The organism is Xenorhabdus siamensis, from assembly GCF_037996745.1.
GTDB classification, from domain to species: Bacteria; Pseudomonadota; Gammaproteobacteria; order Enterobacterales; family Enterobacteriaceae; genus Xenorhabdus; species Xenorhabdus indica.
The window spans coordinates 89,386-109,417 of the sequence record NZ_JBBMXE010000001.1; the positions used below are offsets into that span (position 1 = coordinate 89,386).

A 20,032-nucleotide genomic window follows, 5' to 3' on the forward strand; every position below is an offset into this window, starting at 1 on the left:
GCTATTACCTGATGCGTCCGGTTCGCCACGGTATGTGTACTTTTCAGTCATTAAAGAACGGGGATATCGATCTGGCCGATATCGCCCTGATGAATGATGCGCTGGATGTAGACGCTGAAAATGAGGCCCTGATAGCACGGTGGAGAGATGAGCAACACTAACGCAGAAGTGATTAAAGAATTTTTGATCTCACTCGGTTTTGATGTCAAAGAATCTGACTCAAAAAAATTCAGTGCGGTGCTGTCCGGGGTTACCGCCAATGCTTTAAAACTGGGTGCTGCCGTGGAAAGTGCGGCACTGGCAGTCGTGGGCTTTACGGCGCAGGTGGCGGCCAATCTGGATAAGCTTTACTGGCAGGCACAACGCACAGGCGGTGCAGCGGAACAAATCAAGACGTTAGGTTATGCCGTGACACAGGCAGGGGGGACGGTCGAGGGGCTGAACGCTTCTCTGGAGAATGTAGCCCGGTTCTTACGTAACAATCCGGGCGGTGAAGGCTTCCTGCGTAATATGGGTATCCAGACCCGTGATACCAACGGACAGCTCAGGGATACGGCTTCGTTAGTCGCGCTGGTGGGGGAGCGCTTATCAGGGATGCCAAACTACCGGGCCAATCAGTACGCGAATATGCTCGGTATTGATGAAAATACCATGCTTGCTATGCGCCGTGGTATGGGTGGCTATGCGGCTGACTACCGTCAAATCATGCGCACGATGGGCTATAACCCTACTTCCGCCGCGAAACATGCCAACGCCTTTATGACTGAGTTTTACAAGCTAAAAACGGTCATTGGTACAGGTAAGGATAAAATCGGCGGGGAACTGTCGAGAGTCTTAACGCCCAGCATAGAAAAGCTCACCAAACTCATATTGGATAAATGGCCCACTATTGAAAAAGTCATTATGTCCGTAACGAAAGCCATCCTCGCCATGTCCGAAGTGCTGGGGCAAATGGTCTACCGGGGTGTGCAAGGCATACAGGATATTATCAATTGGTGGCAAAGATTAGACGATGGCAGTAAAGACCTGATTAAAGTCTTTGGCGCAATCGCTGTTGCTTGGTGGGCGTTGAACCAGAAATTCCTATTCTCGCCTATCGGTATTATTACCGCGTTATTAGCTGCTTTATTCTTACTCTATGACGACTACAAAACATGGCAAGAAGGCGGTAAAAGCCTGATTGACTGGAGTAAATGGGAAGGTACGCTTAAGCAGCTAGAGGAAGGTATTAAGCAAATTAAAGACTGGCTGTTAGAGATTAAGGATTCGGTCGGCGGATGGGAAAATATCTTTTGGGGATTTGCGATATTCTTCGCTGGTAAATGGTTAACCAGTATATTAGGTACGTTAGGGAAAGTAACCAAAGCAGTAAGTTCAAGCGGTTTAACCAAGTTGTTACGAAGAGCAGGTTTGTTAGCTTATGGCGCGTATGTGGTTTCGGATTGGGACAATATAAAAGCCAGCGCCGAATCTTCTTTGAATTCTGCCACTAAAGGTATTAAGCGAACAGTAGGTGATGTTGGACAGGCATTAGGTGTAGAGAATAAATGGGCCAATCAACATAAGGGATATCGCTTCACGGATACAACCATAGATATCCCAACAGGGGATCCATACCTAGACCAACTACGACTCAAAGTTCAGAGCAAAGAACTCACACTAGATGAAGCCAATAAAATTCTTGATGAGCAATTTGCTTCAGGCAAAGGAAAAGATGATAAGAAAACATCGCTGAAGGGAAAGCCACTGCTCGAATCAATGTCCGGCTATTTTGCTATGCTAGAAAAGAAATATGGTCATAAACCCGGTCTGTTACATGGTATCGCTATGACTGAATCGTCGGGAAACCCTAACGCGATTGGTAAGGTTACAAGGTCTGGCAAGCAAGCTCAGGGGATGTTCCAGTTTATGCCTGATACAGCCAAAGAACAAGGGTTAATAGGTAATGATGTTTTTGATCCGTATAAATCAGCAGAAGCTGCGGCTCGGTATCTTAGTCAGTTATTTAAGCAGACGGGTAGTGTAGATGGAATGCTGGCTGCGTATAACTGGGGTATAGGAAAGGTTCTTAAGTATGGTATCAGTAACCTACCGGAAGAAACTCGGAACTACCTTCCTCGCGTTAAAGGTCACATGGCAAGAGCACCTAAACCCGGTAATAAAGGGATTGATTTCGATCTGAGCATGTTTGAGAACGCCATGCCTAATATCCAGAATATGCTGAGTCATAGCAGTTATACACCGGAATATCTGCGGGCGGCACAATCACTGGCACAGAACCAAACAACGATTGCCCCCACTTACAATATTCATGTCACCGGGGTTCAGTCACCGTATGAAGCGGCGGCGTTAACGGGCGAAACGGTACAGCGCAGTAACGCCATACTGGTACGCAATCTGCAAACGAAGGTGGGCTGATGGATATTTTATCAATGTTATTTTCTCAGGGGACGAGAAAAATTGGAATGATAGTTCCCAGTGTGGTGATTTCAGAAAAGCACCAGGATACTGCTGAAATTACCGAGCACCCGGTACAACGAGGAGCCGCTATCAGTGATCATGCGTATGACAAGCCGTCAGAGGTAACAATGGAACTGGGCTTTGCGGGTGGCGGCTCGCTGATTGACATATTTGATCTGGGTGAAAGTGGTTCACTTGGTTCAAGCCCCAAAGCCGTCTATCAGCAGTTACTAGCATTGAAAGCCTCAAAGCAGCCGTTCAACGTCACCACAGGGAAGCGCCAGTATAAAAATATGCTGATCCGTGCCATAGAAGTGACTACGGATAAAACTTCTGAAAACGTCCTGATGGTCACTTTGACCCTGCGTGAAGTGATTATTGTTGAAACGAAAACGGTCAAAGGGGTTACAGTACCACCGGAGCGAATGAAAGCGCCACTGGAGACTGGCCCTGTTGCTGATAAAGGAACCAAGACACCAGTCGTACCAAAACAGAAAGAGAGTCTGGCAGTTAAGTTAGATAAAAGTACAGGCGGTGGCGGACAATGGTTCAAAGATAAGTTCGAAAAACTGGGCGACTGGTTGGGAGGAAGCCAATGAATCTTGTTGAGATACCTTTACACACTGAAAATCAACAATTCGATATCCAGCTAGGCGGTATCAGTTACCGAATGCGGTTACAGTGGCGGAATTGTGCCGGATGGGTGTTGGACATCATGCACCCAAATAGCGAGCCGATTGTATCAGGGTTGCCGCTAGTTTTCGGCGTGGATATTCTGGAACAGCACCGCTATTTAGGTTTTAACGGTTCATTAATTTTTTACAGTGATAATCCAAAAAATGAGACAAACAGGGAAGAGTTAGGTAAAAACGACAAGCTATACTTCATAAATCAGTAACTATAAATGGAATATCAAGAATGCGTATATTATGGCTTGCGGTAATTATTTGTTCGGTTGCGGGTGCAATGATAGGGTTGATACCAGCATTAACCGTGGCTGAAAGTGCCCCGCAAGAAGCTGCGGGCGCTGCCGTTGCGGTTGCATGTGCTGTAGTTCCGTATTGCATCGCTCGTGCAGTAAGTATGATAACTGGCAGTGCTAAGAAGGATGATTGATATATGACAGGTTTTTCTCTCGCGGACATCTTAATGCTAGCTTTGCTCGGTCTCATTCCAGCGGCGCTAGCTAACTCCAGAGGGCGAAGTTTTTTCATCTGGTGGGTGTATGGCTCTTTGCTTTTTATAGTCGCGCTGATCCATGCGTTTGTTGTAGTGGTAAAGAAAGAGAGCAACCAAGAGAAAGCCCCGTGATGGGGCTTTTCTTTATATACGGAGTCACTATGTCAAAACAATGGATTCGCGAGTGCAAGCTGATTGTGGCGGATGAGAAAGGGGAAGGCCTTGACCTCTCGGAACTGAAAATTAAATTCAATATTACCCGCCCCTCTTTTGCCTACCCGGCAACCGGTATCTTCAAAATCTATAACCTGAACGATGAAACACGCAACAAGATCCGCAAGAACGAGTACAAGATTATTCAGTTCTCAGCCGGGTACAAAGACAACTCAGGTCAGATATTTTCCGGGCAAATCCAGTACACCTATACCGGACGTGACAGCCCGACCGATACCTATGTAGTGATACAGGCCGGGGATGGCGATCAGGCATACAATAATGCGACGGTTAATATCACCATATCGGCGGGTTATACGCAGCAGGATATAGACAGGCTATTGATGCGGGATATTGAAAAGTACGGCATTACGTTTGGGATGCGCCCGGAATTTCAGTTGAACGTAGCGCCACGGGGTAAGGTTATTTTCGGTATGCACCGCGACGAAATGAATATTTTCGCCAAACAGAATAATGCCGAATGGCGTTATGAGGACGGTCAGTGTCACGTTATCCCGAAGAGAGTCTATCTCACCGAGGCGGTGGTGTTGAATCACAATACCGGGCTAATCGGGATGCCCGAACAGACGATTGGTGCAGGCATCAATGTGAAATGCCTGATTAACCCGAAAATCCGCCCCGGTACTTTAATCCGGCTGGATAATAATTCGATTAATGAAACAGGGAAGTCTACGGGTGCTATCGCATCGAGTAACGCCCCTAACGAGATCCCCGCCGCCTTTGATACTGATGGCGATTATGTCGTGATAAACGTCAGCTACTTCGGCGATACCCGCGAGAAGGCGTACTACATGGATTTAATTTGCGTCGCTAAATCAGACCAAACACTTATGACTCAGGCAGCACTAGCTACGGATACCCGATAATGATCACTCATTTTGAACGTATGAATCACCCTGAGACGCCGTTCTTACTGATGCAAGAGTCGGTCAGTTCAGGGTTATATGTCTCTATTCCCTGCATTATCCAGTCATTCGATCCCGATGCCGTGACCGTGACAGCACAACCCGCGATACGCTGGAAAGTGACTGACAGTGAAGGAAATACCGAGTCAGTGGCATTACCGTTGCTGGTGGATGTCCCGGTAATCTTTCCTCGCGGTGGCGGGGTGACGCTGACATTTCCAATTAAGCCGGGTGATGAGTGCCTGGTGGTGTTTGCGGACCGCTGCATTGATTACTGGTGGCAGAACGGCGGGATACAGGAACCCGTAGACCCGCGCCAGCATCACTTATCTGATGGCTTTGCCATTGTTGGCCCGCAGTCTCAGGCGCAGAGAATCAGTAATATCAGTACTCAGTCTGCTCAATTGCGTACGGATGATGGCGCGGCATTTATTGAACTGAACCCTGATAACCATAACATCACGGTCAAAACCCCCGGCAAACTGACCGCCACCGCTAACAAAGGCACGGAGATCACTTCACCGACCATTGTGTTAAATGGCAATGTGATCATTAACGGCAATCTGTCACAAGGCATGGGATCTAATGGGGGTGAAGCGACGATGAATGGCCCGGTAAAAGTCAGAAACGATGTTACCGCAGGCGGTATCAGCCTGATGAGCCACACGCACGGCGGCGTTAAATCAGGCGGTGACACCACAGGAGGGCCGCAATAATGCGATATCGGCGGGAAGATATAGACGGCGATTACAGCTTCGGTCAGGGCGATAACACGTTTCTGATTGATTCCCCGGAAGCCGTCGCACAGGCCGTTAAAACCCGGCTGAATTTATGGCGCGGGGACTGGTTTTTGGATGTGGAAGAAGGCACACCTTACCGGGAGGCCGTGTTAGCGAAAAATTACACCAGTGCACTGGCGCTTCAGGAGCGTATTCTGGGTACTGAGGGCGTGACAGAAATTATCACTCTGGAGGCCCTGCGTCACCCCACTACCCGGAAAATCACTCTTACAGCCACGCTTAACACCCGTTACGGCAGAACCACAGTCACCAGCGAGCGGTAACTTATGCTTAATTTCGATACGTTAGGGCTTGCGGCCAGAATTACCGCGAGCGGCATCACTGCGCCTGATTACCCGGCCATATTAGAACGGCTGACAGGCTATTTTCGCCAGATTTACGGTGAGGATGCGTACCTTGATCCGGACAGTAAAGACGGGCAGATGCTGGCAATTTACGCGCAGGCTATCCATGATGCAAACAATACGGTTATTGCCACTTATAATTCGTTCAGTCCCTCAACAGCGACAGGTGCGGCACTCTCAAACAATGTCGCCATTAATGGTATGTCGCGGCACAGTTCAACCCGGTCAACCTGTGATGTGGAACTTATCGGTCAGGTCGGTACGGTCATCAAAAATGGTATGGTACGCGATGTGCAGGGGTATTCATGGCGACTGCCGGATATAGTCACTGTCGGCACCCACGGCACCGTGACGGTCACCGCGACCTGTCAAACTCAGGGATCAATTACTGCCGCCATTGGGGATATTGCTGAGATAGGGACGCCCACACGAGGCTGGCAGAAAGTAACCAACCATTCCGTGGCGACACCTGGCCGCACCATTGAAACCGATGCAGACTTGCGAATACGTCAGCGTAAATCGGTGGCGCTGCCCTCGCGTACCGTACTGGATGGGATGTTAGGGGCGATTAGCCTGATACCCGGTGTTTCCCGCTTAAGGGGTTTTGAAAATGACACCGGGCAGACTAATGAGTACGGCATACCCGGCCACGCTATCGCGCTCATTGTGGATGGGGGGGATGCGACGACGATTGCCAGGACTATAGCCCTGAAGAAAACGCCAGGCGGTGGCACGTTCGGGGATACGGTGATTAAAGTGGCTGACCGCCACCAAATCCCCCACCCGATACGCTTTTCCCGTCCGGCAGACGTGGCTGTTTTTATTGAAATTCATCTTATACCTTTTGACGGTTACACCACACTGGTCGGTGACCGGATTAAAACAGCCGTAGCCGATCACATTAACGCGATACATATCGGGGACAGTGTTTATCTGACCAGGTTGTTTACGCCGGCTAACTTATCCGGTGATGAAGAAGGCAAGACCTACGATATTACAGACATCAAAATCGGGCGCACGGCGGAAAGCGCGGTCACCGGTAACCTGAAAACCCGTTTCAATGAGGCCGTGACCTGCCGACCGGAAAGTATCAAACTGGTGATAACATGAGAGATTACTTAAAACTCATCACCCCGCAACACCGCGATTCACCTAAATTCGTCGCCCACGTTAATCTCATCACCCGTTTAATGTCAGACATTACCCAGTCCACCCTGCAACTTAACGAAGCGTTCTCGCTGGACAAGGCTGTCGGTGTACAACTGGATGCAGTCGGGGAATGGATAGGTCTGTCGCGTTATGTGAAGACCCCGATTGTCGGTGTGTATTTTTCGCTGGATACCGAGGCAGTGGGGTTCGATCAGGGAAGCTGGAAACGAAAATATGACAGTGACAGCGGTTTTACTGAACTGGATGATGAAACTTACCGCACCTTGCTGCGGGTGAAAATTGAAGCCAATCACTGGGACGGTTCCGGTGAAATGCTGGAAAGCATCTATCAGCGGATATTACCGGACAGCAAGACCACGTTGTTTTTCGTGGATAACCAGAATATGACAATGGATGTGTTTATGACCGGGGGTGTTATTCCGGAAGTTATTAAAGCCGTTATCCGGCAAGGCTACCTGAATATCAAGCCGGAAGCGGTACGCGTAAATAATTACATTAATTCAGCCCATTGTGGGCTGTTTGGCTTTGACATTCAACATGACGTGATCGCGGGTTTTGATACCGGCGGATGGGCCGTCAGATTATGAGGACACTATGGCAAAAAACGAATTTCTGCCTTTTGGCATTGCAGACGGGGCAAACGTCTTAACCAACGACGAGTACAGCAAACTGGCTTCCCGTACTAACGGATTCAATTCGGGTGTAGCGAAATCACAGGAACTGAATAAGGTCTGGCGGCAGGCGTCCGTCATTGCAGCCACTGTCGCACAGTTTATTGTGGAAACGACAGGTAAAGACGTGTTAGACGATGGCAACTTACAGACGCTACAGGCCGGGTTACTCGATGCGATAAGGGAAACGGTTAACGCTAATGTCCCCGCTGCATCACTTACCACAGCCGGCATTACGAAGTTGAGTAATGCCACAGATAGCCATGCAGAGAATATGGCGGCGACACCGAAAGCGGTACGGCAGGTCTCTGCTACTGCAAATCAGGCATTGAAAGAAGCCGAAAATGCGCTCACCAATGCCAACACCGCAAATCAAAATGCGGTTAATGCCAACGACAACGCCAACCGCCGCCTCGACAAAGCGCAGAACGGGGCGGATATCCCGGATAAGGGGGCGTTTGTGGATAATCTGGGCTTACGGGATACGGTCAATCAGGCCAGTGATGCCGTGCCCAATAGCCGGAAAATTAATGGAAAATCCTTGACCACAGATATCCAATTAATGGCACGTGATGTCTCTGCCGTCAGTGTTAATGCGCTGGGCACAATAGGTAATGGCGGCCGTTTTCAGGATTGCTTATCCAGCGGCTTCTATAAAGTAGAGGTTCCCGATACATCTTCTGTTTCAGATTTCCCCCTAATTTCTTCGGGTTATTTGTACGGACACGGTATCCTGGAAACGCAGAATGGAGGTATCGTTATTTCCCAGCGTTACTCGTCACATCACGGACAAGTAGCAATGCGGCAATCGTGGGATAATGGGCATACATGGTGGGAATGGGTTCCGCTAGTGGGGAGGAAAAATACCGCGGGTACGCCAGCATCAGGATGGTGGAAATGTGGTGATACCGGACTCATCATCCAGTGGGTAAATGGGGATAGGTACGGTGAAACGGAGGCGAAAGGGCCTTTTACGCTGCCGTTACCCATTCCTTTTCCAAATCGGCTTCTGATAGCAACTGTCAGCACCGTCGGCAATGGCAACATACATTCAGACACCATGTTTCAAACGGTAAGTACAACGAACTTTAGCGTCACCCTGTTTCCGCAATGGTTCGGTACAGGCGAACAAGGCCTTTGCGCCCCCCAGATTATAGCGATAGGATACTAATCATGGATTACTATTATAGTGCAAAAACCAATTCTTTTTACCCTGTCTTTATGGAACAGAATTATATTGATGCAGGGTCCGGATGATGCAAAGGTGGTCGGTGAGGATGTTTTTCTTGAGTTTTCAAGAAGCAATGATGGAAAAGTGAGAGTAGCCAACAAAAAAGGGTTGCCTGAGTGGGCGGATATTCCGCCTCCCTCGCATGAGCAATTAATCGCACAAGCGGAAAGCAAAAAACAAACACGCATTGCGGAAGCAACTACAAAGATAGCGCCGCTTCAAGATGCGGTTGATTTAGAGATGCAAACAGAGGAAGAAGTTACAAAGCTCAGAATATGGAAAAAATACCGTGTCCTGCTCAACCGGGTAGACTGTTCCACTGCCCCCGATATCGCATGGCCCGAACCGCCAAAATAAGCACGAAACTGACCTTTCCTCCATTTCGTTTTTTATCTTCAACAAAATCTTTTTCTTTCAATTCACGTGACGCCCACAGTCAACGGGCGATAACACTATGAGGAAACCATGGTAAAGAATGAGTTTCTGCCGTTCGGGATAGCAGACGGCGCGAATGTACTTTCCAATGCGGAATATGCAAGGCTGGCTGCACGCACTAATGGGTTCGGTTCCGGGGTTGCGAAGTCACAGGAACTTAACAAAGTGTGGCGGCAGGCAAGCGCTATAGCTACGGTAGTGGCACAGTTTATTGCAGAAACCACAGGTAAGGATGTGTTAGATGACGGTAACTTGAAAAACTTGCAAGCGGGATTAATGAGTGCGTTACAGACAACAGTAGAATCCTCTGTACCCGCGGCGTCATTGAACACGGCAGGTATAACAAAGCTGAGTAATGCGATAGACAGTAACGCAGAAAACATAGCTGCGACATCTAAGGCAGTCAAAGCGGTTTACGACATGGCTTCAACGGTTCATATAAACGACGCCTCGGTCACCCAAAAAGGTATTGTTCAACTCAGTAATGCAACTGACAGCCCCAATGAATCGCAGGCTGCAACACCAAAGGCAGTGAAGACCGTATTCGACTTAGCAAGCAAGGCGAATGACAATGCGGATATGCGTTTGTCTAAAGTCCAGAACGGCGCGGATATTCAGGATAAAGTGGCGTTTGTGAACAACCTCGGTTTAGAAAAAACCGTCGAACTGGCACGCAACGCGGTGCCCAATAGCCGGAAAATTAATGGAAAATCCTTGACCGCAGATATCCAATTAATGGCACATGATGTCTCTGCCGTCAGTGTTAATGCATTGGGAGTCGTGAATAGTGAACATCATTTTCAGCATTTTTCATCAACGGGATTCGCAATCGTAAATATTCCACGTGTTGACGAGGTTCCCGATTTTCCTGTTGGATTGTATAACTTCGGTATACTGGAAGTGCAGGGTGATCATTCAATCATTACCCAGCGTTATACATCACACGCCGGGGAAGTCGCTGTTCGGCAATCGTGGGATAAGGGGCATACATGGCAGGGATGGTTTTCGCAAGTGGTGAGTGATTCTGTCTCGTTGAATTCCGCAGGCTGGATTAAAAATCCCAATACGGGGGTCATAACGGCATGGATAACGGGAGATCCCGCAACAGGTGAAGGTTCAATGCGGGTTGCATTACCCATACAGTTTCCAACACGCATTTTGAATGTTCAAGTGTCGACTAAAATCAGTGGACTTGATCATTTCGCTGACGGATTTTGGCAAGTTATCAGATGGGACCAGTCGTCGGTTACCATTGCGTTACAGATAGTGGATAGCAGAGGGCACGGACGCGAATACCAACCAATGATTTATGTCGTGGGGTGTTAAATGCCATTGGAATATGTTTATAGCACAACAACGAACTCATTTTACCCTGTTGATTTTAAGCAACGTTATATTGATGCGGGTTCGTGGCCGGACGATGGGGTTGAAATCAGTGAGGAAGAGTACCTAAGTTTTATCAATGCCCCTGCCGGAAAACGGTGGGCACCAGGTAAAGACGGATACCCGAAGCTGGTTAATACCCCCCCGCCGACACCGGAGGAGCTACAGCAACAGGCCGAATCAGAGAAGCGTTATCTATCTCTTCCTTGCCCTATTATCGTATCCGAGTCGTGTGTCATTTTTGTGGCACACCATATGTCAATATTGTGCCATTATCAGGTATTTACATGTCACAACAGTGAATTATAGAGTGATGATGTTCAATTAAATCAATATATTAAAGTTAAACTTACTGACTTGTAATCAGTAGGTCACCAGTTCGACTCCGGTAGCCGGCACCATATAAGAATAACCCGTTATCTCAGGATAACGGGTTTTTTCTTTTTTGTTTTTTCTAATTTCTTTATCAGGTTCAATTTTTCAACCGAACACTGACGAAATGCAAACATAAGGCTAAAAACACAGGGATCCCAGAGCTAATTATTTTAGCAACAAGGATGAACTATCGAGCAGATATATAAAGCAGTAGCAACCCGATTATGACAAGTTAAGATAATAACTACCTTTGAAATTCATCTTTCCGCCAAAATACTACCCTTTTCCATCCAAATCATGCTCCCACAAATAACGATAAGAAATTATCCATTTTCACTGTTTTCTTTCCACTGGCATAAAGTGTAATTATTTATTTACATCTTGTGTACTATAAGTTTGACAGCCATAAATCAATCCTTTACCCTGCCTGTCTTATAACTATTTTTCCAACATATTCAGAGACGAGGATCACGTGAAGAATCGTACTATTGGCAGTATTTTTATCGTCGCCGGGACGACGATTGGAGCTGGGATGCTAGCAATGCCATTGGCTGCGGCAGGTGTAGGTTTTGGAACAACACTCGCCATGTTAATCACTTTATGGGCATTGATGAGTTACACTGCACTTCTGCTGGTAGAAGTTTATCAACATAATCAATTCAATACAGGCTTAGGCACCATTGCCAAACGCTATTTGGGGATCGGCGGACAGGCGTTAACAAGTTTCAGTATGCTATTTCTGATGTATGCCCTGACAACAGCCTATATCAGTGGCGCAGGTGAATTGTTGGCTGTCAGCCTTTCCGCCTGGATGGATAAAACAATTACTGTCTCTACCGGGATCATCGTGTTTACGATAGTTGCCGGAGGTGTAGTCTGTATCAGCACGCAATCTGTTGATTTAATTAATCGCCTACTGTTTACCGCCAAAATCATTTTTCTGCTAGTTGTACTAGGTGTAATGATGCCTCATGTTGATAAAATCAACTTAATATCCATGCCAATAGAAAAAGGTCTTGTACTATCTGCTATTCCGGTGATTTTTACTTCGTTCGGATTTCACGGAAGTGTGCCAAGTATTGTTTCCTATATGAAAGGAGATACAAATAAGCTCCGGAAGATATTTATCATCGGTAGTGCTATCCCGTTAGGCGCTTACATCCTGTGGCAATTGGTTACTCTTGGAGCCATTTCCTCCAACACCTTTGTCGGTATTCTTGCACAACAATCTGGTTTAAACGGCTTATTGCAAGCAGTCAGAGAAGTTGTTGCCTCACCAAAAGTAGAACTTGCTGTCCACCTGTTTGCCGACCTTGCACTGGCAACATCATTCCTTGGGGTTTCACTCGGTTTGTTTGATTATCTTGCTGATCTGCTAAAACGCCGTAACCACGCCAAAGGACGTTTGCAAACTGGTTTGATGACTTTTATTCCCCCCATGCTTTGCGCCCTGTTTTACCCTAACTTTGTTATGGCGCTGACATTCGCTGCTGTTGCTCTGTCTATTCTGGCTCTGTTGCTTCCTTGCCTGTTGGTTTGGCGCAGCCGTGAAGAAAATCAGGGTGGATATCGTGTCAAAGGTGGCAACCCCGCATTGATATTGGTTTTTCTTTGTGGCCTTACTGTAATTGCCATTCAGATTGGGATTGTCACTGGTATACTGCCAGAAGTGGGGTAAATAAAATTATCCGCACCTTTAATGGTGCGGATAACCCTAATTTAAAATATGTTAGAAACTCGCACCCACTCCAATGTAAAAACCGTCTGATACTTTATTATTGCGATTTCCATTTTTTCCTTTCAAATCAATAACCCGATAACCAGCATTAATGGTTATTGGTTTAAAGAGAGTATAACGGATGCCACCAGTTGCTTCAGTATAAGAATCAATGCCAGAAGTTAAACCCGATGGAGCACCATAAGCCTCACCGTATAATGACAAAGAAGGCATTACTTCCCAACTGAGACCAACACCACCAGCCAATGCAGTGCCATCTTTCCCCACTTTTGGTGACAAGTAGAGAGCCTTACCACCAACACTTGCTGTTATCGGGCCAATTGGCAAAGCAAAAGCAGCCCCCAAGCTCCCTAACTGGCCATTATGATCACTGCGAGTCCAATTTCCATTGAGGGACAATCCCGCATTTTTATCACCAATCCCCGCAGATGTGCTGGTATAGTGTTTTCCTGCTTCTATATTCACAGAAATTGCATTTGCAGTACCTGCCACAAAGAGCAAGCTGGCTGCACTGATAGCAATAAAACCTTTCATATATATCTCTTCTCAATCAGTAATTATGGTAGTTGCTAATATTAATATTCGTGAGCCATTTTACTTAAATCCAATAAACACTATAGATTATGAATGTAATAAACTATTTAGATTCATCAAGATATGTAAACACTGGATCGTTTCAGTACCCATTCTTTGATCTGTTGACGTGAAGTTTTTATCCCGCCATTTTTCAAATGTTCCGGTAACAAATAACAAGCTACAGGTCGTTGGAATGTAGCAAGTTTATTAGAAAGCCAATTAATAAGTGTTTTTGTAAGTTGAGAATCGTTTGTTTCGATCACTGCAACAGGCCGATGCCCAAATTCAGTGTCAGGCACCGGAACAACAAAACTTTGTTGGATTTGAGGATGCAGATTAATAATACGTTCAATATCTTCCGGTTGAATACCTTCACCACCGCTGAAAAATTGATTATCAAAACGTCCCAAAATACACAATTCGCCCTGTTTAAAAACACCCCGATCACGGGTGGAAAACCAGCCTGCTTCTTTGGCTAATGGTTTTAACTTCCCATCAAACCAATAACCCATAGCGATACTGTCTGCCCGGATCTGTATTTCCTCATCCAACAAACGGATCTCTTTTCCCGGTAACGGCGTTCCTACTCCCGCTAAGCCATCTGCGCGTTTTGCACAGACTGTTGATGCCATTTCAGTCAATCCATAACCGCACCAACAGCGTATCCCAAGTTGCTCAGCTTGTTGAATAAGTTCCAACGGTATCATTGCCCCGCCTAATAACACATCTTTCAAAGTCAGCTCATAGTTACGAGGTTGGGAAAGCCAGCGCCACAGTTGAGTCGGTACTAATGAAGCATGCGTGCAACCCGATAAGGCTTTATCCAGCGAGTACATATCCCGCAACACCAATTCTGCGCCTTTCAATAACCAGCGCCAAAGTATTCCCTGACCAGAGACATGAAATAGTGGCAACGACAGCAACCAACGATGATCTGGCTGGAAATCTATGCGTGAAAGGACGCCCTGTGCACTGGCAAGGTGAGCACCAATAGAATGCACCACTGCTTTGGGCAACCCGGAAGATCCTGAAGTCAGGATCATGCTGGCCGGACGATTGATATCCCATGAAACACATTTACCTGACATTTTTTCACCGGACACTTTTTTACCGGACATAAATGTAAACTCTGCTTGCCAGTTGAGTTCCGTTGCCTGAATGACCGATATAGGTAAGCCGGTAAAATCAGCCACAAATGCCAGATTTAGGTGAGGAAGTAATTCTATTAACAACGATTCAGGAAGCTGAGGATTGAGCGGCAAGGCTCTTGCACCGCATTGCAGAACAGCAAGATAACACAACAAGAGATCTGCGCTGTTCTTGCCTCTTAGGAGCACACCATCACCTTGTGATACCCCCTGTCGCCGGAAGCAATCCGCAATAGTGTCAATTTTTGTTGCCAATTCCTGCCAGGTTACTGCGTTGTCACACAACCAAATTGCCTGTTTTTCTGGATAACAGACCGCCCAGTGATGCCATGGCCATTGATTAAACGACACTAATGAATTCATAACTCCACATCACTTCCAGTTCATCTAATTCCATACAAGGAATATCACTGTCTGGCCAGCAACGGATAAGTTGCGATTGAATCAGATCGAGCGTATCCAGCCCTGGCAGTGTCTCTGGTGTTAGCCAATATGCTAAACGGGCCAGTTGTGTCAGACCAAAACTGCTTTCAATACTTGAACTTATCACCGCATCCAACCCGGCTTGATGAGCCTCAGTGACCCATTGACGACAACGGGCAATACTCCCCACCAACGTCGGTTTAATGATGATAGCTGTAACACCTTCCCAGGCTTCTACTGTGAAACCTGCTTCACGAACACTTTCATCCCATGCAATGGCAATACCTGTCTCACGAGCAAATGCCAGTGAGTCTTCACGGGTTCTACAAGGCTCTTCCAGAAAAGCAATACGCTGCCGATAATCGGGATTAACATACTTCGCAAATCCATCAGCTTTCGCGCGCGTCCAACTGCGATTGGCATCCAGCCTCAGTTGTAGATCGGGTAATGCTTCCAGTAAGAGATTAACTACCATGCCATCCCGTACGGCTTCATAAAGCCCGACTTTCACCTTAGCCATTTTCCGCCCGGCTATTTTTCCCAGACGCAAGATCACATCATCAGGATCCCCCGTACATAATGGTGCTTTGTGATAATTGGCCTCTGTAGGAAGTTCGCCCTGTAATTCAGCAAGAGCACAACTGATACCAAATGCGACAGAAGGTAATTCACTCTGCTCTGGTTCTTTATTTTGCCCTGTTTCGTTTTGACACCAGCGTGTTAACCATTCCACCGCAGCACAGCCGGCTTGTTCAAGCGTTTCGTGACTGAATTCCGGCAATGGGGCAATTTCTCCCCAACCATGGTTACCATTTTCCTGCACATGCACTAAAAAACCATCACGGGTTTTCAGACGCTGGTAACGTAAGATAACACCTGCCTCCATAGGCAGGCTGTATTGATATAAGGTTGCTGTACGCATTATGGATTACGTTTAAATTTACTGAAATCAGGGTGACGTTTTTCATTGAATGCATTACGTCCTTCCTGCCCTTCCTCAGTCATATAGAACAACATGGTGGCATTTCCCGCTAACTCCTGCAAACCAGCCTGACCATCGCAATCCGCATTCAATGCAGCTTTCAGGCAACGCAATGCCATTGGACTGTTTTCCAACATTTCACGGCACCAGCGTACTGTTTCTTTTTCCAGCTCAGCATAAGGAACAACAGTATTGACCAGCCCCATATCAAGCGCTTCCTGAGCATTGTATTGGCGGCACAGGAACCAGATTTCACGGGCTTTTTTCTGCCCCACAATCCGCGCCATATAAGATGCTCCCCAGCCACCATCAAATGAACCCACTTTGGGGCCTGTCTGACCAAAAATTGCATTATCTGCTGCAATGGTCAGATCACACATCAGATGTAATACATGCCCTCCACCGATAGCATATCCGGCAACCATAGCAACAACTGGTTTTGGGCAGGTACGGATTTGGCGTTGAAAATCTAATACGTTCAGATGATGTGCTCCACCTTCATCTCTATAACCACCATAATCGCCACGGATCTTCTGATCGCCTCCCGCACAGAATGCTTTTTCTCCCATTCCTGTCAGGATAATTGTGCCAATGCTATCGTCATAACGGGCATCAGCCAGTGCCTGAATCATCTCTTTAACGGTCAGAGGACGGAAAGCATTACGCACTTGCGGACGATTAATTGTGATTTTGGCAATACCGTCTGGAGATTTATGATAAAGAATATCTTCAAACCCGCTGGAATAATCTTGCCATTCAATCGGGAAATATAATTTTTCTTCGCTTGGATAGAGCATTATTGAACTTCCTTAACCAAAAAGTGATAAAAAATGGTTCACTGCGGCAGAAAAATCCGCAGGATTGCTGCTGTGAACATTATGTCCAGCCTGGGGAATTATTTTTGATGGCAATGCATACTGCTTCACTATTTCTTTAAATTTCTGATCGTGTTCACCACATAAATAAATAAAAGGCACTGCCAGTTTTTGTAAAGCAGGCACTAACCAAGGCTGGTACCCAAGTGAGGTACTTTCTAACATGTCGGCAATACTACAGCCTCTGTTTCGGCTGCGGAGATGAATAAAACGGAGGCGCTGTTCCGGTGACAAATCAGCAAACACAGGTTGTTGATACCAGTCAGCCAAAACTGCCGACATGGATTCTTCACGAAAACGTTGGGCCCAATGCCTGTCATTGCAACAATCTGGCATCGCGCTCCTGCTGAGAAAACAGCCCCGGATTTCCCCCTTCTACCACTATTCCCCTTAATCCTTTTTGGTGACTGTGAATCGTATGGTTTTGAGTTGCCTGGTTTTGAACTGCCTGGTTTTGAACTGTATAGTACATAGCAAGCCGCCCACCAAGTGAGTAGCCGATTAGCCAGTAATCATGGATCTGGTATGCAAGCAAAGTTTCGTTCAATAGCTTACTCATCTCTGCAAAACCATCCACAGCCGTAATATCGGCAGAATCACCATGACCAGGTAAATCAATCACTAAAGAAGCATATTGGTTACAGTCATTTACAATGGGCAACCATTCATTGCCACATCCCAACAGACCATGCAACCAAACCAACCATGTGTTTTTTCGATCTACATTAACTACCTCTGCATTGACTATCTGACCGGCTAATTTCATAGTTCAGTCACCTGTTTCAGCAACTCTTGCAGGCATACCGCACCTTCGTTATCTGTCACGATTAGTTCAATAATTGTTGCTGTTTTCCGCTGCCATGCCTGTTCAACCGACTGTTTCAATTCAGACCAGCTTTGTGGCGCGCGATAATTCAAGCCAAACATGGCGGCAGCGTGGTTAAAATTGATATTTTGCGGCATACAGTAAAAACGCTGGCGTGTTTCCTGTGGCGTAGGCAGTAATGAAAAAATTTGGCCGCCATTATTATTTACGATAAACAACACCATAGGTGAAGCGCTTTCCCGCAATAAAGCTAAGCTATTCAAATCATAAAGCGCGGAAATATCGCCAATAATCGCTAAAGTCGGTTTACTGGTCGCCCGTTGCACACCGACAGAAGTCGCTATTAACCCATCAATTCCACTTGCACCACGATTGCTGTAAACCGGATAACCCACAGGGAGTTGTCCTAATGCATCAATCAAACGGACAATCAAACTATTGCCGACAAATAACTGCCCTTGCTGCGGTAATAATTGATGTAGCTGATGAGCAACCGCGGCCTCACTGAATTTTCCATCCAGTTGTGCGCTAATACAGCCGAATGCTTTTTCAGACCAAATTTCCAGTTCATTCGCCCAAGAAACTTTCGTCTCAACAACTTTCGTCCCAAGAACCTCCGTCTCAAAAACCTTATGCATCTCTGTTTGAGCGGGATGCTCCCGTAACCAATCAGCCACATAACAGGTAAACTTGCGTCCCTGATGATTAGCGGGATCAAGCCTTCCCATTATAGGATCAATAATCCAATACTCTTCTGGCTGACATTTGGCCTGCCACTGCAATAATCTTTTTCCGGTCAGACTGGAGCCAAACTGAATAACCAACTGCCCTTTTGCCAGAATTTCCTGCGTACAGGGATGGTTCAGCCATAAATCAGCGTAAGGCAAAGGCTGACCTGTTTGAGACAACACATCTCCAATCAATGGCCAGCCCATTTCTTTCGCCCACTGTGCAACAAGTTTCCCTTCTTCGGCTCCCATTCTTCCTGCCAGTACAATACCGCGTTTCTTCCGCCAGCAATCCCAATCCGCTACTTTGGCAATAACATGCGTGACTGATTGCTTAAGCCACGGCTGGTGGCCTTGCCACCAATTACCTAGCGTTTGCAGCCATGCCTGATATTTTTCATCGTCACCATATAACGGCTCAGCAAAAGGGCAATTGATATGCAACCCTCCTTGCTTCAAATTTGACATCGCATTATCAACGATAGAAACCAGCCAACTGGCTGAAATATCGGTAGTCGGTCGTGGTAGAGAAAGTGTTTGAGCCGGATGTGAGGCAAAAATATTACTCTGGCGAATAGCCTGATTCGCACCACAATCGATTAATTCCGGTGGCCTGTCCGCAGTGAGAAAAACTAAGCGCTCACCGGTTAATCCGGCCTCAATCAGAGAAGGATACAGGTTAGCCACTGCGGTTCCTGACGTCACAATAACAGCAACGGGTTCCTGACTTGCTTTTGCCAACCCTAGCGCCAGATGACCAAGCCCTCTTTCATCAAAGTGGGTATGACATATCAGTTTACCGTTCTCTGCGGCCGCTTTTTTTACAACGGAAAGTGTCAATGGTGTGGAACGAGAACCAGGGGCAATACAGACATGACGCAGACCATGACGAGTCAGTGCTTCCAGTAAAAGTTCCGCCCAACGACGGTTCAGTGCGCTGTTTGACATAGAGTGTTTAAAAACTTCTTTTAAAAATAGGATAAATTATATAAGACATTCTTCACGCTTATTCTCTTAAAAACGCCTTCTTTGTTATAGCTCAAAGAAATGCCATGTAATTGACATTATTCCAAGAACTTATTCATTTGCCGAGTTACATTCAATACCGCTGCATACGATGTCTGGAATGTGGTTTGAACTGTGAATAATGAGGTTGAACTGCCAGCCATTCCAGTCAATCAGTATCACTGATTGCTGGAAGCGAAAAGCAGAACGACTGAATACCAACTTCGCTAACATTTTTGGTATTAAGAATTTTGCATATATCAGCGATAATATTGGCAATCTGATCCACAAACTTCCCCCATTAATAACCTAATAAAACGCAAAATTATACGAGTCGGCAGAAATTATTAAAGTACTTATTGTTTATCTGGTTGTTTATGCGATTGGTTTTGATCTGAGTATCTAACGATAACTTCACCATTTTTACTGTTTTATTGTCTATTTTTATTGCTCAAATCAATAAAATTACATTTTACTTAAACAAATCAACATCATATATGATATTACTGACACCGATAGAATATTATTTCTAAAAATAAACAAC

General features: G+C 46.3%; 22 protein-coding genes. 15 read left to right on the top strand and 7 right to left on the bottom strand.

The features are described 5' to 3' along the window. Positions 1-11: 11 nt before the first annotated feature. The 15 genes from AAC852_RS00545 (at position 12) to tyrP (ending at position 12,865) form a co-directional block, all read left to right on the top strand. Positions 12-161, top strand: a complete 150-nt coding sequence (locus AAC852_RS00545) for a DUF6889 family protein (RefSeq protein WP_209028292.1) — start codon at positions 12-14, stop codon at positions 159-161. Next, on the top strand, positions 148-2,418 hold the full coding sequence (locus AAC852_RS00550) for a lytic transglycosylase domain-containing protein (RefSeq protein WP_340619339.1): 2,271 nt from the start codon (positions 148-150) through the stop codon (positions 2,416-2,418). Before AAC852_RS00545 ends, AAC852_RS00550 begins: the two co-directional genes overlap by 14 nt. Next, on the top strand, positions 2,418-3,059 hold the full coding sequence (locus tag AAC852_RS00555; protein ID WP_340619340.1) for a phage baseplate protein: 642 nt from the start codon (positions 2,418-2,420) through the stop codon (positions 3,057-3,059). The genes AAC852_RS00550 and AAC852_RS00555 overlap by 1 nt, the downstream gene beginning before the upstream one ends. After that, a complete protein-coding gene (locus tag AAC852_RS00560) occupies positions 3,056-3,358 on the top strand; it encodes a phage baseplate plug family protein (protein WP_340619341.1) in 303 nt (100 codons plus the stop codon). The genes AAC852_RS00555 and AAC852_RS00560 overlap by 4 nt, the downstream gene beginning before the upstream one ends. Before the next feature lie 20 nt (positions 3,359-3,378). Continuing rightward, positions 3,379-3,576, top strand: coding sequence for a hypothetical protein (locus AAC852_RS00565; RefSeq protein WP_340619342.1), 198 nt, complete (start codon positions 3,379-3,381; stop codon positions 3,574-3,576). A 224-nt stretch (positions 3,577-3,800) separates the two neighbouring features. Beyond that, the gene (locus tag AAC852_RS00570) at positions 3,801-4,739 is read left to right on the top strand and encodes a phage protein (protein ID WP_340619343.1); all 939 of its coding nucleotides are present in this window, start codon (positions 3,801-3,803) and stop codon (positions 4,737-4,739) included. Next, complete coding sequence (locus AAC852_RS00575) at positions 4,739-5,494, top strand: phage baseplate assembly protein V (RefSeq protein WP_340619344.1); 756 nt, start codon at positions 4,739-4,741, stop codon at positions 5,492-5,494. The genes AAC852_RS00570 and AAC852_RS00575 overlap by 1 nt, the downstream gene beginning before the upstream one ends. Continuing rightward, a complete protein-coding gene (locus AAC852_RS00580) occupies positions 5,494-5,841 on the top strand; it encodes a contractile injection system sheath initiator (protein WP_340619345.1) in 348 nt (115 codons plus the stop codon). Before AAC852_RS00575 ends, AAC852_RS00580 begins: the two co-directional genes overlap by 1 nt. A gap of 3 nt (positions 5,842-5,844) precedes the next feature. Continuing rightward, positions 5,845-7,032: a baseplate J/gp47 family protein gene (locus AAC852_RS00585; RefSeq protein WP_340619346.1), complete on the top strand. Its 1,188-nt coding sequence runs from the start codon at positions 5,845-5,847 to the stop codon at positions 7,030-7,032. After that, entirely contained in the window at positions 7,029-7,679 is a 651-nt protein-coding gene (locus AAC852_RS00590) for a DUF2612 domain-containing protein (protein ID WP_340619347.1), read from the top strand. Before AAC852_RS00585 ends, AAC852_RS00590 begins: the two co-directional genes overlap by 4 nt. Before the next feature lie 7 nt (positions 7,680-7,686). Further along, positions 7,687-8,934 carry a phage tail protein gene (locus tag AAC852_RS00595; protein ID WP_340619348.1) on the top strand — a complete coding sequence of 416 codons (1,248 nt, stop codon included), beginning with the start codon at positions 7,687-7,689 and terminating at the stop codon, positions 8,932-8,934. 18 nt (positions 8,935-8,952) lie between these two features. Continuing rightward, positions 8,953-9,351: a tail fiber assembly protein gene (locus tag AAC852_RS00600; protein ID WP_340619349.1), complete on the top strand. Its 399-nt coding sequence runs from the start codon at positions 8,953-8,955 to the stop codon at positions 9,349-9,351. A 108-nt stretch (positions 9,352-9,459) separates the two neighbouring features. Continuing rightward, positions 9,460-10,755, top strand: coding sequence for a tail fiber protein (locus AAC852_RS00605; protein ID WP_340619350.1), 1,296 nt, complete (start codon positions 9,460-9,462; stop codon positions 10,753-10,755). Continuing rightward, complete coding sequence (locus tag AAC852_RS00610; RefSeq protein ID WP_340619351.1) at positions 10,756-11,121, top strand: tail fiber assembly protein; 366 nt, start codon at positions 10,756-10,758, stop codon at positions 11,119-11,121. Positions 11,122-11,719: 598 nt separating this feature from the next. Then, entirely contained in the window at positions 11,720-12,865 is a 1,146-nt protein-coding gene (gene tyrP, locus AAC852_RS00615; protein WP_340619352.1) for a tyrosine transporter TyrP, read from the top strand. Positions 12,866-12,916: 51 nt separating this feature from the next. On the opposite strand, the gene AAC852_RS00620 is transcribed toward tyrP, so the two are convergent. From AAC852_RS00620 to menD, 7 genes are all read right to left on the bottom strand, one after another. Beyond that, positions 12,917-13,459 carry a YfaZ family outer membrane protein gene (locus AAC852_RS00620; protein ID WP_340619353.1) on the bottom strand — a complete coding sequence of 181 codons (543 nt, stop codon included), beginning with the start codon at positions 13,457-13,459 and terminating at the stop codon, positions 12,917-12,919. 116 nt (positions 13,460-13,575) lie between these two features. After that, a complete protein-coding gene (gene menE / locus AAC852_RS00625) occupies positions 13,576-15,012 on the bottom strand; it encodes an o-succinylbenzoate--CoA ligase (protein ID WP_340619354.1) in 1,437 nt (478 codons plus the stop codon). Beyond that, on the bottom strand, positions 14,990-15,994 hold the full coding sequence (gene menC / locus AAC852_RS00630; protein WP_340619355.1) for an o-succinylbenzoate synthase: 1,005 nt from the start codon (positions 15,992-15,994) through the stop codon (positions 14,990-14,992). The genes menE and menC overlap by 23 nt, the downstream gene beginning before the upstream one ends. Next, entirely contained in the window at positions 15,994-16,851 is an 858-nt protein-coding gene (gene menB, locus AAC852_RS00635; protein ID WP_340619356.1) for a 1,4-dihydroxy-2-naphthoyl-CoA synthase, read from the bottom strand. The genes menC and menB overlap by 1 nt, the downstream gene beginning before the upstream one ends. Positions 16,852-16,863: 12 nt before the next feature. Further along, positions 16,864-17,265 (bottom strand): alpha/beta hydrolase family protein, encoded by a 402-nt coding sequence (locus AAC852_RS19870; RefSeq protein WP_422824240.1) that lies wholly within the window; start codon positions 17,263-17,265, stop codon positions 16,864-16,866. Then, on the bottom strand, positions 17,246-17,695 hold the full coding sequence (locus AAC852_RS19875; RefSeq protein WP_422824241.1) for an alpha/beta fold hydrolase: 450 nt from the start codon (positions 17,693-17,695) through the stop codon (positions 17,246-17,248). The genes AAC852_RS19870 and AAC852_RS19875 overlap by 20 nt, the downstream gene beginning before the upstream one ends. Continuing rightward, positions 17,692-19,431, bottom strand: coding sequence for a 2-succinyl-5-enolpyruvyl-6-hydroxy-3-cyclohexene-1-carboxylic-acid synthase (gene menD / locus AAC852_RS00645; protein ID WP_340619357.1), 1,740 nt, complete (start codon positions 19,429-19,431; stop codon positions 17,692-17,694). Before menD ends, AAC852_RS19875 begins: the two co-directional genes overlap by 4 nt. Positions 19,432-20,032 lie beyond the last annotated feature (601 nt).